This is a genomic window from Flavobacterium humi (genome assembly GCF_004745595.1).
GTDB classification, from domain to species: Bacteria; Bacteroidota; Bacteroidia; order Flavobacteriales; family Flavobacteriaceae; genus Flavobacterium; species Flavobacterium humi.
On record NZ_SRLH01000004.1, the window covers coordinates 282,499 to 299,123 of the forward strand.

The window sequence follows — 16,625 nt, forward strand, 5'->3', positions numbered from 1 at the left end:
GAGAATGGCTTAAACCGCTACGTCGTATTCTCTCAAGGCATTGTTCAGAGAGGTTTTCAAATCAGTCGACGGTTTGCGTTTCCCGATAATCAAGGCACAAGGCACCTGGAATTCACCGGCTTCGAATTTTTTGGCATAACTTCCCGGGATCACTACGGAACGCGCAGGAACAACTCCTTTATATTCAACAGGTTCCGGTCCGGTTACATCAATGATTTTGGTAGATGCGGTCAAACATACGTTAGCCCCTAAAACAGCTTCTTTTTCCACGCGGACACCTTCCACTACAATGCAGCGGGAACCGATAAATGCTCCGTCTTCGATAATTACGGGAGCCGCCTGCAAAGGTTCCAGCACACCGCCAATACCGACACCGCCGCTTAAGTGGACATCTTTGCCAATTTGAGCACAGCTTCCTACGGTAGCCCAGGTATCAACCATAGTACCTTCATCGACATAAGCGCCGATATTTACATAACTCGGCATTAAAATAACCCCTTTGGAGATATAGGCACCATGGCGCGCTACGGCATGAGGGACAACACGGATTCCTTTTTCGGCATAACCTCGCTTCAATGGGATTTTATCGTGGTATTCGAAAATGCCTACTTCGAAGGTTTCCATTTTTTGGATAGGGAAGTACATTACTACGGCTTTCTTTACCCATTCGTTTACCTGCCAGCCTCCTTCGATGGGCTCGGCGACACGTAATGTCCCGGCATCAAGCAAATCGATAACTTCCCTGATGGCTTTTGTAGTAGTTTCTTCCTGTAACAATGCTCTGTTCTCCCAAGCTTGTTCTATAATGGTTTGTAATGCATTCATCGTGTTTAATTTTTAGCAAAGATAATTGTTTTAGGCAATAGCCAAAAGTGAAAAGCCGTCTTTAATTTAACATATTTGGGGTTTATTGTTGCAGTTGCCTGATGCGGCTTTTGCCTGATGGTTTTATTTTACAGCACGTTTTTTCTCCTCTTCATTCCCAAGCTCCCGCTGTTTTACATTAATCTTGCTGTTCCCGAACATATACGTGACAGATACCCTGAAAAAACGGCTGCTTTCATTTTCGCTGTACACCTGTTTGATACCATTAACAACCGAAGTATATTCTTTCAGGTAGGCCGTATTGAAAACATCGTTGGCAAGCAGTGTAATTTGCAGGCTTTTGCCCAATAATTGTTGTTTTATTGCAATATCCAGCCCGGAAGCATAACCTGTGGTATACAAACCGCTTTTGTTGGGAGAATTGTACATATAGTCCAATTGCAGTTTTGTGCCTTTCCCTAAAGAAAAAGTATTGCTGGTGGCCACATAAAACTGGAATCCGTTGGCCGGAACCGCATCAATATCTGTAGTAAAGTTGGTTTTCGACCCTAATAAATAAACCGAATTTTCGCTTTCCCACCATGGGGTAATCTCAGAAGCATAATTTTCACCAATCCCATACGAATAACCTTTGTAATAATTTCCCCGGCTGATGATTTGCGTATTCGTGTCAGGGTTTGAAGTAAATAACACACCGTAACCGTCCGTAGTGGCATTGCAGAAAATATTAGATCGTAATTTTTCTTTATAAACGTATGTAAAATCAAAGTTGTCATGAAAGGAAGGTTTCAGGAAAGGATTGCCTTCCGAATAGCTGTTACTGTTGATATACGAACGGAACGGGTTAAGCATGCTAAAACCGGGCTTGTTTATCCTTTTGCCATAACTGAAATTGAAAGTATGGTTTTCGTTTTTATGGTAGGAAAGATACACGGTAGGAAAAAGTTTTACATAGCTGTTTTCCGTGTGTTGGCCTAACGTTTGGGAATAGCCGTTGGTTTGCATGTTTTCCAATCGAAGCCCTAATTGCATGTCCCACTTCTCTTTCCATTTTTTATTCCCGCTGATGTACAAGGCCTGGTTGTTTTCCTTGTAAGCAAACTCATTTGACTGGTTTGGATCCAATTCGGGAGTACCGGTAATGGTATTGAAATAACCCACCGCGCTTTTACTATTGGTAAAGCTGGCCTTAAAACCATAAGACAGGTCAAGAAAGGATAAAGAATGCTCCATATCGGCTTTTATGCTTGTGTTTTTTATGTTTTGGCCCGATTGGTTTTTGGCCGATTGGGTTACCTCCTGGAATTCCATGTCCGGAGTGTACGCTGTTGCCACAAAATCTTTATCAAATCTGGAAGCGAAGGTAAAATGGTCAATATCTACCGCTATTTTTTTACCCGAACCCAATTGGGACAATACATGGGCATTGTAGGTCTGGCTGTCGGTATGCTTATTATTGAGGCCTTTGTTTAGCACTATTGCGTCAAGGTTATTGGCCGTATTGTAAACCGAAATCGCTGTGTTCGATTGGATATCAGGATTGCCATTGTCATTCAAATACTGTGCACCAACGGTAGTTTTATCTGAAATATTGTAATCAAGGGAAAGGCGGCCGGAAAGGTTGTCTTTTTTTATTTTTGAATCGTCCCTTAATTGCCACAGCCCGTCCGGGTAATAAATATCCAGTTTTTCAGTTTCCTTGCTGTTCCCCAGGCGCCCGTTTCCGGTACAGGAGAAACGGATTTTGCCTTTGCTGTAATTGAAACTGTTCCGTAGCGTATAAAAAGCATAGGTATTTTGGTCATACGATGCCGTTGTTGTGTTTTTCCAGGCATCCCGTGCTCCTTTTTTCAGGATGATGTTGAGCAGCCCGCCTTCGCCACCCGCATCATATTTAGCCGGTGGATTGCTAATGATTTCAATGTCTTTGATATCGCTTGCCGCCAATGATTTTAAGAATGTAACGAGTTCTTCTCCTGACAATTCAACCATGCGCCCGTCAATCATAACGCGGGCTGTGCCTTTCCCTAACAGGCCGATGGTATTGTTTTGCACCATCACTCCCGGAGCGGTTGCCAGGACATCCAAAGCATCGCCTCCGGCATGGGAAAGGTTATTGCCTGCATGATAAACAAGGCGGTCTGTTTTCTGTTCGATTGTTTTTTTGGATGCGGTGATGGAAACTTCCCCGAGGCGGGTGGTGCTTTCGCTTAAAAATACCAAACCAAGGTCAGTGTCTTTGTCCATGAGGATGTCTTTCTCCCAAACCATAAAACCTGTAGCACTGATTTTGATTTTGAAGGTGCTTCCGGGAACGGTTACGGCAAAAGTTCCGTCTGCTCCGGTTAGTGTTGCCGCTGCTTTTTCTCCCTTCGGATTAAAGAGTTCTATGCTGGCTTGAGCCAATGCATCTGAAGTGGAAGATACTTTTCCTTTTAACTGAAAAGAAGCCGATTGCGAAAAGGCCCATACCGGCAACAGTAAAAAAATAAACAAGGTTGTTTTATTCATGATTTCTAAATATTTAATGCTTTTAATAATTTGAAGCAAAGGTGCTTTAGGAAATCCGGAATGGCGACCGACAAAAAAAAGTCGAACTCATTTAAGCGGTAAAAATGAGTCCGACTTTTTCAGGCAGCCGTTCGACTTTTTGCAAAACACTTATAATGAGCTGTTTCTAAAGTCGGTCGGTGTGAGTGATGTGTATTTTTTAAACGAAGTATTGAAGGAGGATTTAGAATTAAAACCCACTTCATATAAGATTTCGAGAATAGTCAGCTGGCTTTTCGATTGGTCTTTTAGGATTTCCATTGCTTTTAGGATCCGGAATTCATTTACAAAATCAAAAAAATGCTGGTCCATATGGTGGTTGATCAAAACAGACAACTCACGGACGGGCATCTCAATCCGGTTTGCCAGTTCCTGAATGGTCAGCGAAGGGTCCAGGTACGGCTGCTCTTCTACCATATAGGTTTTCAGCAAAGCAATTTGGGAAACAGTACTCTCATCCGTAGGATTTTGAGGCTGGCTTCCGGTGGCTTCCGGTTGCGGTTTGTGGATGTCTTTGGACAATTCGAGTTTGGAATCGATCCCCCTGAAAAGTTCCGGGCTGTTCAAAGCCTTCAACACAAACCAGCAAGTGATAAGCAGCACGGCAATCCCAATAACCACATTCACCCAAAGAAAGAGCCTGCTGTAATCCGTAAACCGAAGCACATTCCTGAAAAAGACAAAAGAATGGGCGGCCAGGAAAACCATGGTCATCTGGAAAAGCCATTGGTAGGAAGACCTGTTCGGATTGGCATAATTCTCCAGGTAGAGCGTTTTGTATTTTGTAAGGATCCTAAGAACGGCAATAATATAAAACGCATATTGCGCTTCCCCGAGGATGTGGGAGAAATACATTTCAGGTGTATGTTGCAAATGTGCTACAAACCATTGTTTTTCAATATTTCCGGCGAGGTATAGGCGAGGAGCCAAAGCCAAATTCAATAAAACGAAGGGAGTGGCGTGTAGCAGATGCCTGGCCTCCAGGCGGAAATCAGTATAGCAGACGGCCAATACGTACAGGTAGAAAACCGGCATGGCCAAAAGGAACAATGACATCCTGAAAGTTTCCAGGTTTAACGAATCGCCAAGGAAACTATAACTGGAAAATCCCATGACATCAATTGCATTCAAAATAAGAAAGCAGGCAAACAAGCGGTTGGCCAGTTTATTGGTTGTTTTCACCGTCAGCAAAAACAAGGCGAGGAGCAAGGAGATGGAAACCGCTATTGAAGCGATATTGTTTAAAAAAGGAATCTGGTCCATGCAGTAGTATTTCGGCAAATATACTATTATAATTTTTGAAAAAAAGCCCGGCTGCTGGTGCTTTTGTATTTTGGCGGAATGTTGTACATTGGTAAAAAATCAATACCTATGAAAGATTATTTTTCAGGCAATTCTTCCGAATATTCCAAATTCCGTCCCCATTACCCCGAGGATATGATACAGGAAATCATCGCATTGGCCCCCAATAAAAATACCGCGCTGGATGTCGCGACCGGGAATGGGCAGGTAGCTTCAAGGCTGGCCGGTTCGTTCCAGGCCGTATATGCCACAGACATTAGTGAGAATCAATTGCAGCAGGCACCCGTTATTTCCAATGTCCTGTACCAAAAGATGCCTGCGGAACACACAGATTTTCAAGACCGCCAGTTTGACCTGATTACGGTAGCACAAGCTATTCATTGGTTCGATTTTGATTCTTTTTACAAGGAAGTGTACCGGATTTTGAAACCAGATGGCGTTCTTGCGGTTTTAGGCTACGGTTTTTTTTCCACCAATGAAGATTCCAACCGGATACTCCGCCGGCTGTATGATGACATTGTAGGCCCGTACTGGTATCCCGAGCGGCAATACCTGTCAGAAGGCTACCAGACTATTCCGTTCCCTTTGGTGGAAATTGTAAATAAAAAGTTCAGTAAAGAATACACCTGGAGTTTTGAACAGCTTGTCGGATACCTCGAAACCTGGTCGGCTACAGCCAATTACAAAGCAGTCAACAAGGAAAATCCAATCGATTTGGTGTATGATGACCTGAAGGTTTCCTGGGAAAAAGGGGACAAGAAAGTATTTTTCCCGATGTTTTTGAGAGTAGGGAAATTGAAAAAATGATGGCAAACATACCGAAGAAGCCCCTTATCGCAAACAGCTATTGCAATAAGGGGCTTTTATCTGAAAATAAAACTGTAAACTTTTTATTTCATTAATCCTTTAGGTTATATTTTACCAACCCAAATAATAATCAGGGTTTAGCCAGATAGGGCGGTGGAGGCCAAAATACTCCTGAAGCATTTTTTCGGCTTCGCAAAAGGCACCTTCAACCCAGCCCTGCTGATCGGAATATGCTTCACCGCAAATATGGATTTGTTCATCAGCCACAGGTTTCCGCATGTAAGGCATTACGTTTTTGACCGAAAATCCGGCTTTCCAGGCATGGTATCCCGCACCAAAAGGCTCATCGGTCCAATCTTTGAAATACGTTACATAAGGCTCGGGAATAGTTATCTGATCTCCATGCAGTTCCCTAAGCTGGTTCATTAATTCGCCCACCATCATTTTAGTGGCCTGTACATCATTCAGCTCATGCAGTTCTTTTAATGAGGCAGATCTCGCCGCTTTTACTTCAAACAGCACTTTGTCATCGGAGAGGGCTTTCCAGAACGTTTCCGTCTCCATGTCTCCATAACTGCCAAGAAGCATTGAATTGTCTGTTTCCGGATCGGTCCCGAAGTAATAACACTGCCTCATCGGCAAATCGGTAATGGAATGGCCGGAATCGATGCCAAGCTCTTTCCACCACGGATATTCAAATCCCATCAGGATCTTGAAAGCAGGTTCCATGATGACCGAACGGATGTTGGTGTTCAGCATGCTGTTTTCATTGATATTGAAAAAGAAATTATTCTGGTCCAGCAATTCCAAAGATTTTCTCGGCATGGCAAGTACCAGCGTATTGGCGTATACTTTCCACTGCTTATTGCTTTTAAGGTTAAGGAAAACCAATTCGTATTTATGAGTGGCTTTGTTGGGATGGTCTTTGGTAAAAGTGAGCAGCTTGTTTTCCGACCAGATGGTAGCGCCCTGGTAATCCGTATAGGCGTTGGCCAAAGCATAAGCGATGCTGTCGTATCCTTCCTCGATGGTTTTGTAAACCGTTCCAGCCGAAAAATCCCCGACCATATACGGAAAAGCTTCCGCAGAATTCCAGTTGATGGTATTGGAATAGTAACCGCCGGCGTTGGCTAAAAACTCGTATCCTTCCTGCGATACCTGGTCTTTGATCAGGTTCCAGAAACCCAGGTCGTTCACCTTTCGTTTGTTATAAGGCGAGTTTTCAAAATTATAAACCATTTTAGGTTTAATATCATCCCAGTCCCTGCTGGTCAGCTCGAAGGAATAATCGTAAATGGAACTTCCCTTGATGATCTTGCTGCCATAGGTTGCGGCTACCCACGGATCGGCCATCAGCACATCGTAGATGATCTTATTGAACAATTGATCCGAACTGAAACCGAAATCGTCCTGGTTCAGGTAATAACGTGTTGGCAGTTTTTCCCCGCTGTCCTGGGCAACATTCCAGGCGTTTTGCTTGAAACGCTCCTTACGCAGGTACATGATCAGTTCGGCCGGATCGCCCATAGGGAAAGGCACCGGTGTCATTTTGTCTTTCAGGACAGGAGTCCGTTTGGCAGGATCCTTTTCGCTCAGCGGATAACCTTCTATCAGTGTGGTGACAATTTCCTGGGAAGTCAGGTAGCGCATACCGCCTAATTCGCCCCAAAAATTCATTCCCGGCATAATCACAGATTCGAGCCTTCCGCCAAGTTTGCTGTTCATATCGAAAATCTGCACCTGGCTTGCGGTAAATTTTTGGTCGGCCAGCAAGCGGTACGCGGTATACAGACCGGAAGTACCGGCGCCTATAATGGCAACTTCTGTTTTTAAATCAGGATGCATTCCTGTATTCAAAGGTGTGTTTTTATTCATAATCGGTGTGTTGTTAGTTATAATGCTTTAAAGAATTGCGGCCCTAAGCGGAACGGGCTGATGTCAAAATCGGTATGCCCGTCCAAAGCCAGGTCAGACATGATTTTTCCTAAAAACGGTGTGAATTTTGCAGCCCATCCGGTAGCGTACACGACAATGTTTTCATGGTTTGGCACATATTTCGGTGCAAAATCAATCAATAGTTCCTTGTTCGGGATTTTACTCAAGGCAATCAGGCAGGTAGAAGTGTAGGTAGGTTCTGTATCTAATCCTTCCATATGGTCTTTAACCCAATCTGCGGTATAGGCCAGTTCCTGCTCGTTTGGGATCAATGACCTGTCGCCCGGTTCTTTCAAAGGTGTAATCACAAAATCAGGAGCTACCCGTATGTATTCCGGATGGTCCCAATCTACCGAAGGGAATCCGTAAAACTGATTGCCATTTTCTCCAATCGCATTCTGGAAAACAAACCAAGTTGGGTATTGGGCTTTTGGATCCGTTTTTTTGAAATAAGCTGAAGACATGTTCCAATACGTAGCTTCAATCTTAAAATTCAGCAAATTGATGACACTGTTAATATAAGGCCCTGGTATAATGGCTAATTTTGCGCAGGTATAGGTACCCTTGGGAGTGGTAATTTCGAAAGTCTTCCCGATTTGGTCAATTTTGATGACTGGGGAATCTTCCTCCAGGCGGATGGAAGTGTCTTTTTTGCATTGTTCCAACAGCGTTTCAATAGTAGCCTTAAAGTTAATGCTGGCGCCATCCGGCTGAAACAATCCGGTATACGTTTCTGGTAAATTCTTAAAATGGTACTGTTCTTCTATTTGTTTGGATGTCAATGATGTATAAGGTACGTTCAAGGCTTTTAATGCTTCTTCGGCTTCTTTGATATTTCCTTCCGTTGATTGCACATCCGGGTCGCCAAACCAAAGTGTACCTACTTTATCCAGCAGTTTGGTGTCGGTTTGTTTTTCCAATTCATCCCAGTACGGCTGTGCATCAAGGGCCATTTGTACCATATACTCATCCGGATAAGGAATCCTGAACTGGCGCGATACCCCGGCCGAGCTGCCCAGTTGATTCACAAACGTAAATTGTTCCAGTACCAGGGTTTTGGCTTTCCGCTTGCCTAAATGGTATGCGGTCGCTAAACCTATCGCACCGCCGCCAATGACTATGACATCGTAGTTGTTGTCCATATGTTGTTGTTTTAGTTTTAAGTTGTTTTTGTTTGTTTTCTAGAGAATCTTGCTTCTTTCTTCTTGTTTCTTTCTTCTAAAACAGCCATACTCTGCAAAGCCCCCCACTTTGCAGAGCTTCCCGATTTTGGGGCAACCATTAGATTGCGCAGGAAATGGCTTTTTTAGGGCTGTGTATTAATAAGTGTAAGTATTAATAGGGTTTTCTTATCCTCGGTATACCATATAAAAAGTTGCTGTAACCCCGGCTTTTGAAATGCCATGGTCCACCACCCGGATTACCGAACCTACAACCGTCAGGATTTGGTCTATCCCATTGGGCCAGTCAGGAACCACAATTCCTTGGTAATCATAAATCCAGCCTTTTGTAGGAGTAGTATCCACACCAATGGCCCTCATTTTGAAATTCGTATTGGTCCCATCATTATAAACGGTTCCTTCCAAAGTCATAAGGTAATTGTCCCCCATGTCAAAATCACCTGTAAAGTCACCGTTTTCCTGCTGGGTAATGGTCATCAAACCTTCCCCGAATTTCAGTTTGTAAAAATCTTCCCCAAGATATGGGCTGTTGAGCAGGCTTCTGTACACATAGCTGCCGCTGATGTTTTGAACGTCCATGTTGTTTTGGTTTTAGTTAGTAGTTGTTTTTTAGTTGTATATAATTATTTTGTAAGATTTATCTTGCTAATATAAAGTATTTAAAAATAAAAATAAAATTATATCATCAATATTTTTACCGTATAAATACGTGTTTTTTTAAGAAGTAAGGAATTAGAAGCAAGAAGAAAGAAAAGAGAGAATAGAACAAAGAACAAAGAAGAAAGAACAAAGAGGCAATCTTATTCCCCAATCTTGTCATTCCGACGCAGGAGGAACCTCCACAATCATAATTCTCGTATCTTAAAAAGTAATCGCCTTAGTTTCATTGGTATTATAAAAGGAATAACAGCATGAAATAAAAAAATAAAGAGATTCCTCCTGCGTCGGAATGATAAGATTACGATGAGCGAATTTGTTAATTAGCTAATTAGGGAATTCGCTTATTAAAACCAACCTTTCCAAGCTCTCCACGTCGCCCTTTTGTTTTTTATGCAAAAAATCAAGGAAGTATTTGCGCGCCGGCAGATGGGAGGGAACCAAAAAGCAAGGAGGAACGACGAGCGGCCTGGTTCCCGATAGGAAAATCCTTCCGTAGATTTTAAGTAAAAAACAATCAGGCTTGATTTTTGGTACTTTAGCTCACCAAGCATTTATTTACATTTGTGTTCGCTGAACATCATTCTTCGGTTTGTATCAAGGCAAAGTACAAGGCAAAAGAAAAAATCACCCCAAATTCCATTTCTCTAGAGTGCACTTAGAGTGCACTTAGAGTGCAGTCAGAGTGCAGTTAGAGTGCAGCATCACTGCACCCCAACTCCAAAACACCCCATTATTACATTGCGGCAAATCCTCTCCATCCGCCCAATTTGCCGGGCTTGCCACTAAAAACGGTAAAATATTCCCATTATCATTTTAAGAATACACCCCAATTCTAAAATAATCTTACTTTTACACAAAAAAACAATGCCAAGGATCCTAGCCATAGATTACGGACAAAAACGCACCGGGATTGCCGTTACCGACGAACTGCAGATTATTGCTTCCGGTTTGACGACCATCCCTTCGGAAACGGTGCTGGCTTTCCTCAAGGATTACTTTCAAAAGGAAGAAGTAATCAAGGTACTGATAGGCGAACCGAAACAAATGAACGGCGAACCTTCCCAAAGTGCCCCGATGATTGAAGCTTTCGTCCTTACATTCAAAACAAATTTCCCTGATATGCAAGTGGTTAGGGTAGATGAGCGCTTTACTTCCAAAATGGCGTTCCAAACCATGATCGACAGCGGATTAAAAAAGAAACAACGTCAAAATAAAGCACTGATTGATGAAATTTCTGCAACAATTATGCTCAGGGATTATCTATCCCGAAAAATGTTTTAAGTTTTGTTTCTAATTCTGTAAAAATGATTTGGCCCCCCCAAACCATTGAAAATTAAGATAAATTTTGCATTTTTTGATAGTATCTTTGTAGGACAACTATAAGAAATGACAACAGCAACACAAAAAATCGAATCTGATGTAGTTTTAATAGGCGCCGGGATTATGAGTGCCACGTTAGGACTATTGCTTAAAGAATTGCAGCCTGACCTGAAAATCGAGATCTTCGAACGCCTGGACATTGCCGCTGCCGAAAGTTCCGATGCCTGGAACAATGCAGGGACCGGCCACGCCGCTTTCTGCGAACTCAATTATACACCCGAATTGGAAGACGGTTCCATTGATACCAAAAAAGCGGTCAAAATATCCGAATCTTTCGAAGTTTCCCGCCAGTTCTGGGCATACCTGGTAGAAAAAGGACTGCTTCAAAACCCTGAAAGCTTTATTAAAAGCGTACCCCATATGAGTTTTGTCTGGGGAGATGAAAATGTAGCGTACCTTAAAAAAAGATTTGAGGCGTTGCAGCAATACCACCTCTTCAAAGCTATGGAATATTCGGAAGATACCGAACAGATCAAAAAATGGGCACCATTGGTTATGGAAAACCGCAAAAGCAAAGATAAAATCGCGGCGACTTCCATGAAATACGGCACTGATGTCAATTTTGGAGCCCTGACCCGAAGCATGTTCAAATACCTGGAATCTTTAGACGGAGTGACGATGCACTTCAGCCACGAAGTCAAAAACCTCCGCCGTTACGAAGACGGCAGCTGGAGGGTTAAGGTAAAAGACCTGGCTTCAGGCGATAAAAAACGAGTAAGGACTCCTTTTGTCTTTATCGGAGCGGGCGGTGGTTCTTTGTTGCTGCTCGAAAAAGCAAACATCCCGGAAGGAGAAGGTTTCGGAGGATTCCCGGTAAGCGGGCAATGGCTCAAGTGTACCAATCCGGAAGTGATTAAAAAGCATGGTGCCAAAGTATACGGAAAAGCTTCCGTTGGAGCACCGCCAATGTCTGTGCCGCACATTGATACCAGGATGATCGATGGCGAAAAAGCATTGCTTTTCGGGCCATACGCAGGTTTTTCCACTAAATTCCTCAAAAACGGTTCTTACTTCGATCTGATCAAATCCATAGAATTGGATAACATCAAACCGATGATTTCGGCCGGAGTAAACAACATCCCACTAACAAAATATCTTATAGAGCAAGTTTTCCAGTCATCAAACGACAGGATGAAAGCCTTGAAAGAATATGTCCCTTCCGCTAAAAAAGAAGACTGGGTACTCGAAAACGCCGGGCAACGTGTCCAGGTGATCAAAAAAGACAAAGACGGCCATGGTATCCTGGAATTCGGTACCGAAGTGGTAACTGCCAAAGACGGTTCGCTTGCCGTGCTGCTTGGTGCTTCTCCCGGAGCTTCTACAGCAGTATCCATTATGATTGATTTGGTTAACCGTTGTTTTGCCAAACAGATGAAATCGGAAGCATGGGAAATGAAGATGAAGGAAATCATCCCTTCTTACGGACAATCCCTGAATGAAAACACCGCTTTTTGCGACGAAATCAGGTCCAGGACATCCAAAATACTAAAATTGGATACGCAGGTTCCCGCGTAAGCCATTTTCAACAGCATACAAAACGCATCCATCCAGGTGCGTTTTTTTATGCCTTTTCATGCAGTAAGGTAGTGGCTTTCAGTACGCTTTCGGATAAATTAATCAGCCAGATGAGCTGGTCTATAACAAGTTGCGCTTCTTCCATTTTCAGTTGGAAACCGCTGTCATCAATACTATGGCTTTTCAATTCCCGGGCACGGATATTCTTCAGTTCCGAGAAACTCAAATCGAGCCTTTCTTTTTCATCATCAGATAACGAATGGGCATTCCGTTTGCCATGTAACGTAGCTATGGCCAGGTCCAGGTTGCGGATGACGGTATTGGCCACAATATTGAAAGCAGCCGAAGCTTCGGTCGTTTTATGCGATTGTACATAGGTACCTAATGAAGCAGCCGAGGTAAGCAGCGTATGGTTGTGCACCACCAGTTTGTAAACCTTGGTCATTTGTTTTTGCTTGGATTTTGGTTCCTGTTTCATTCTCTGGAAAGAAGCCATCAGGTTCCCTAGTTCAATAAAAGCCTGTTTCCTCCTTAATTTATAAGCAGTGGTTACGTCTCCCTTTTGGTTGTAAAAGACAGTAATTTCCTTAAGGTAATCCCGGTTGGCTTCTATAGATTTGATCAGGTAATTGTTGAGGTTCAGGATTTCCCAGGAAGGCCATAGGAAGTAATTCCCCAAAAACGCCAGCCCGCCGCCAAATAGTGTATCCAGGATGCGGTACTGTATCACCTGGGTCACATTCGGCGTAAGCATGCCATAAATAAAGATGACATAAATGGTTACAAATGTAGCCCCGATTTTATAGTCTTTTACAGAATAGGCATAGCCTAAGAGCATCGCAATGACAGACAAAGCCCCCAAAATGTAATTGTTACGGACGAAATAAAGCACAGCAAAGGCAATGAATCCTCCTAGTATAGTCCCGAAAATCCTTTGGAAAGAACGCTGTTTTGTCAATCCGTAGCCCGGGCGCATAATCACGACAATGGTGAGCAAGATCCAGTATACGTTTTGGAAAGGAAGCAATTTCCCAATGATGAAACCGGCCAGGATGGTCAGGGACAACCGCAACGAATGCCTGAAAACCGTAGATGAAAAACTCATATTTTCTACCAATGTCCTCAAACGATAATTCTGCGGAGTCAGGAATTTCTCGATTTCCTTGTGTTTTTTATTGAATTCCTCAGTGTTCATAGAACCTGTAAGGGCTTGTTCTATGATTTTTATCTTCTCAATCTGTTTTTCGGCATAATGCTTCATGTTTTTGAGGATCAGTACGTTTTGAGAAGCATTTGCTTCCGCTTGATACTCATTAATAATCGTTTCAAGGTTGGCCAGATCGGAAAATAAAGAATTGTTATGCAAATAGGGCTCATGGGATTCCAGGCTTGCAGAAAGTTTTTCAAGCGTTGCAGCAATATTGTAAGCCAGGTGCTGATACGTTTGCAGTATTTTGGGATGGCCGTCAAATTTTTGGTGCAGCTCGTTATGGTTGAAGGCAAACGAAAGCGCTATTTCCAATATTTCCATCAGGTTGGTAAAAACAAGGAGCATTTTCCTGTTTTCATCCGAATTGCTGGAATGTAACGTATTCCGGATTAGTGATTCCCGCAAGTTTTCATGGATATCGTTTATTTTTACCTGGATTTCGAGCTGGTTTTCGGTTATTTTGGTCCTGTCGGCATCGGCATTCCATAAATCACCACGGAGTTTCAGGTATTGGGACGTTAGTTTCAAACACTCGGAAATCTGAAGCTCGACATAACGGTGCGGCCGCAGGAAATAGAAAATCATCGAAACTAAAAAATAGAACAAACCGCCCAAAAACAAATACCCGCAATGGACCATCAGTTCTTTCCCCGAATAAGAATGGCTGAAAGCCAGGGTAATGGCGATAAGGCATACGAAAGAAATCATATTGGCACGGTATCCGTACACGGAAATCATCGAAAAAAAGAATACCAAAACAAGCAGTATGGGGTACAACAGTACCGGATATGTTTGCATGGAACCCAAAAGCCAGGTAGTGGTGGCAATTAAAAAAACAGCCAGGAGTATGCCTTTTATTTTATGGCTCAAACTTCCGGGAACGTCGCTCGGGAACGTCAACAAGGCCCCTATGGCCAAGGCAAATCCTTCGGTAAAATGATCAAACTGCGCTAAGACAATGACGGGGAGCACACAAGAAATGGTAGCTTTAGCGGCATTGGCAAAATTGGTGGTATCGGTGGTTTTTTTAAATAGCTGGATCATGGAATAGCAGGATGCAAAGGTTCTTGATGTAAGAAAAACAAGTATAAATTTAAGGATGATTTTACATATTATGTCTAAAAAAATGCCAAAACCGCTCAAAGGTTATCTACATCTCTGTTTTTTGATTATTTTTGCTGCCTATATTTAATTTCAGAAGAATGATTTTACCAATTGTAGGTTATGGGGATCCGGTCTTACGCAAAGTAGGAGTTGAGGTAACCAAAGAATACCCTAATTTGAATGAAACGATTGCCAGTATGTATGACACGATGTACAATGCTTGCGGGGTAGGTCTTGCTGCGCCTCAGGTAGGATTGGCTATTCGCTTGTTTATCGTAGATACCGAACCTTTTAGCGACAGCGATGATATTTCCAAAGAAGAGGCCGAACAGCTAAAAGGCTTCAAAAGGACTTTCATCAATGCTAAAATGCTTAAGGAAGAAGGCGAGGAGTGGGGCTTTAACGAAGGCTGTTTAAGCATTCCTGACGTACGTGAGGATGTGTACCGAAATGAAAAGATCACCATCGAATATTACGACGAAAACTTCACTAAAAAAACAGAAGAGTTTGACGGTTTGATCGCAAGGGTCATCCAGCATGAATACGATCATATCGAAGGGATCCTGTTTACAGATAAAATTTCCTCCCTTAAAAAGCAATTAATCAAAAAGAAACTGCAAAACATCATGGAAGGTAAAGCCCGACCTGATTACAGGATGAAATTTATCGCAAAAAAAAGATAGATAATTTTTACGTTTCAAAACAAACAATATTATATTTGCTCTTCTTAAACGAATAAAAAATGAATTTAGATAAAATATTAGCCATTTCAGGTAAACCGGGATTATATGCCTTAAAATTGCAAACCAGAACAGGATTTGTAGCAGAATCATTGGTAGACGGTAAAAAAATAACTGTAGGTTTGCGCAGCAACGTAAGCTTGCTTTCGGAAATATCAATGTATACGTACAGCGAAGAAAAACCTTTGGCGGAAGTGATGCGGAACATTGCCAAAAAAGAAAACAACGGCCCGACACCGGCTTTCAAGGATGATAAGGCATTGCTGTCGGCTTATTTTGTTGAAATCCTACCGGATTACGATCAGGAAAGAGTATATGCTTCCGATATCAAAAAAGTAATCAACTGGTATAATATCCTGCAATCAAAAGGATTGGTTTCTTCCGAAGCCCCTGCGGCAGCTGAAACAAAAGCCAAAGCAGAGAAAGCGGCTCCGGCACCGGACGCAAAACCTGCAAAAGGACCTAAAGCGGCAACGCCTAAAGCAGCAGGAGCGGCATCTGCCAAAAAAGCACCGGCACCTAAAGCAACAAAATCAACAAAAAAATAATTGATTTTAACATAAATATAAGTCCTGCATTTGTTGTTCAAGTGCAGGATTTATTATTTTTACATCCATTCAATACCAAAAAATGAATTCACGCCAGCAACAACTTGACGCTTTTAACCGATTGCTCGACATCATGGATGAGTTGCGGGAAAAATGCCCGTGGGACAAAAAACAGACCCTTCAGACCTTACGCCACTTGACCATCGAGGAAACTTACGAATTAGGCGATGCCATCCTGGACAATAACCTGGAAGAAATAAAAAAGGAACTGGGCGACCTGTTGCTGCATATTGTATTTTATGCCAAAATAGGGAGTGAAACTTCTCATTTTGATATGGCTGATGTAGCGAATGATATTTGCGACAAACTAATCCACCGCCATCCGCACATTTACGGCGATGTTGTCGTTGCCGATGAGGAAGAAGTCAAGCAAAACTGGGAAAAACTGAAATTAAAAGAAGGAAAGGAATCCGTCCTGGAGGGAGTGCCCAAAAGCCTTCCCGCCTTAGTCAAGGCCAGCCGCATACAGGATAAGGTAAAAGGAGTGGGGTTTGATTGGGAAGAACCGCACCAGGTTTGGGACAAAGTCCAGGAGGAATTACACGAATTGCAGGCTGAAGTCGCGGATAAGAACCAGGATAAAATCGAAGCGGAGTTTGGCGATGTATTGTTTTCAATGATTAACTACGCCCGTTTTCTTAATGTGAACCCCGAAGATGCCCTGGAACGCACCAATAAGAAATTTATCAAACGTTTCCAATACCTTGAAAAAAAAGCAAGTGAATTAGGAAAGCCATTATCGGAAATGACCCTGGCCGAAATGGATGTTTTTTGGGAAGAAGCGAAGCGTATTCCATAAAATAGGAAT

General features: G+C 42.7%; 13 protein-coding genes. 6 read left to right on the forward strand and 7 right to left on the reverse strand.

Going from position 1 to position 16,625, the window contains the following annotated elements:
* Positions 1–9 precede the first annotated feature (9 nt).
* From E4635_RS08915 to E4635_RS08925, 3 genes are all read right to left on the reverse strand, one after another.
* Positions 10–825: a 2,3,4,5-tetrahydropyridine-2,6-dicarboxylate N-succinyltransferase gene (locus E4635_RS08915; RefSeq protein ID WP_135526285.1), complete on the reverse strand. Its 816-nt coding sequence runs from the start codon at positions 823–825 to the stop codon at positions 10–12.
* A 123-nt stretch (positions 826–948) separates the two neighbouring features.
* Positions 949–3,336 carry a TonB-dependent receptor domain-containing protein gene (locus tag E4635_RS08920; protein WP_135526286.1) on the reverse strand — a complete coding sequence of 796 codons (2,388 nt, stop codon included), beginning with the start codon at positions 3,334–3,336 and terminating at the stop codon, positions 949–951.
* A 150-nt stretch (positions 3,337–3,486) separates the two neighbouring features.
* On the reverse strand, positions 3,487–4,638 hold the full coding sequence (locus E4635_RS08925) for a helix-turn-helix domain-containing protein (protein WP_135526287.1): 1,152 nt from the start codon (positions 4,636–4,638) through the stop codon (positions 3,487–3,489).
* 108 nt (positions 4,639–4,746) lie between these two features.
* On the opposite strand from E4635_RS08925, the gene E4635_RS08930 reads away from it, so the two are divergent.
* Positions 4,747–5,484 carry a class I SAM-dependent methyltransferase gene (locus E4635_RS08930; protein ID WP_135526288.1) on the forward strand — a complete coding sequence of 246 codons (738 nt, stop codon included), beginning with the start codon at positions 4,747–4,749 and terminating at the stop codon, positions 5,482–5,484.
* Positions 5,485–5,595: 111 nt separating this feature from the next.
* Here the strand turns inward: E4635_RS08930 and E4635_RS08935 are convergent, their stop codons facing one another.
* From E4635_RS08935 to E4635_RS08945, 3 genes are all read right to left on the reverse strand, one after another.
* Positions 5,596–7,359 carry a flavin monoamine oxidase family protein gene (locus tag E4635_RS08935; protein ID WP_135526289.1) on the reverse strand — a complete coding sequence of 588 codons (1,764 nt, stop codon included), beginning with the start codon at positions 7,357–7,359 and terminating at the stop codon, positions 5,596–5,598.
* A gap of 17 nt (positions 7,360–7,376) precedes the next feature.
* On the reverse strand, positions 7,377–8,561 hold the full coding sequence (locus E4635_RS08940; protein ID WP_135526290.1) for an FAD-dependent oxidoreductase: 1,185 nt from the start codon (positions 8,559–8,561) through the stop codon (positions 7,377–7,379).
* Positions 8,562–8,768: 207 nt separating this feature from the next.
* A complete protein-coding gene (locus E4635_RS08945; RefSeq protein WP_135526291.1) occupies positions 8,769–9,179 on the reverse strand; it encodes a hypothetical protein in 411 nt (136 codons plus the stop codon).
* 945 nt (positions 9,180–10,124) lie between these two features.
* Here E4635_RS08945 and ruvX point away from each other — a divergent pair.
* Both ruvX and E4635_RS08955 read left to right on the forward strand, forming a co-directional pair.
* Positions 10,125–10,541, forward strand: a complete 417-nt coding sequence (gene ruvX, locus E4635_RS08950; protein WP_135526292.1) for a Holliday junction resolvase RuvX — start codon at positions 10,125–10,127, stop codon at positions 10,539–10,541.
* Positions 10,542–10,646: 105 nt separating this feature from the next.
* Positions 10,647–12,155: a malate:quinone oxidoreductase gene (locus tag E4635_RS08955; protein ID WP_135526293.1), complete on the forward strand. Its 1,509-nt coding sequence runs from the start codon at positions 10,647–10,649 to the stop codon at positions 12,153–12,155.
* 46 nt (positions 12,156–12,201) lie between these two features.
* Here the strand turns inward: E4635_RS08955 and E4635_RS08960 are convergent, their stop codons facing one another.
* Positions 12,202–14,409 carry an FUSC family protein gene (locus E4635_RS08960; RefSeq protein ID WP_135526294.1) on the reverse strand — a complete coding sequence of 736 codons (2,208 nt, stop codon included), beginning with the start codon at positions 14,407–14,409 and terminating at the stop codon, positions 12,202–12,204.
* A 158-nt stretch (positions 14,410–14,567) separates the two neighbouring features.
* On the opposite strand from E4635_RS08960, the gene def reads away from it, so the two are divergent.
* From def to mazG, 3 genes are all read left to right on the forward strand, one after another.
* Positions 14,568–15,152, forward strand: a complete 585-nt coding sequence (gene def / locus E4635_RS08965) for a peptide deformylase (protein ID WP_135526295.1) — start codon at positions 14,568–14,570, stop codon at positions 15,150–15,152.
* Positions 15,153–15,211: 59 nt separating this feature from the next.
* Positions 15,212–15,757 (forward strand): DUF5606 family protein, encoded by a 546-nt coding sequence (locus E4635_RS08970; protein ID WP_135526296.1) that lies wholly within the window; start codon positions 15,212–15,214, stop codon positions 15,755–15,757.
* A gap of 82 nt (positions 15,758–15,839) precedes the next feature.
* Positions 15,840–16,616, forward strand: coding sequence for a nucleoside triphosphate pyrophosphohydrolase (gene mazG / locus E4635_RS08975; RefSeq protein ID WP_135526297.1), 777 nt, complete (start codon positions 15,840–15,842; stop codon positions 16,614–16,616).
* Positions 16,617–16,625 lie beyond the last annotated feature (9 nt).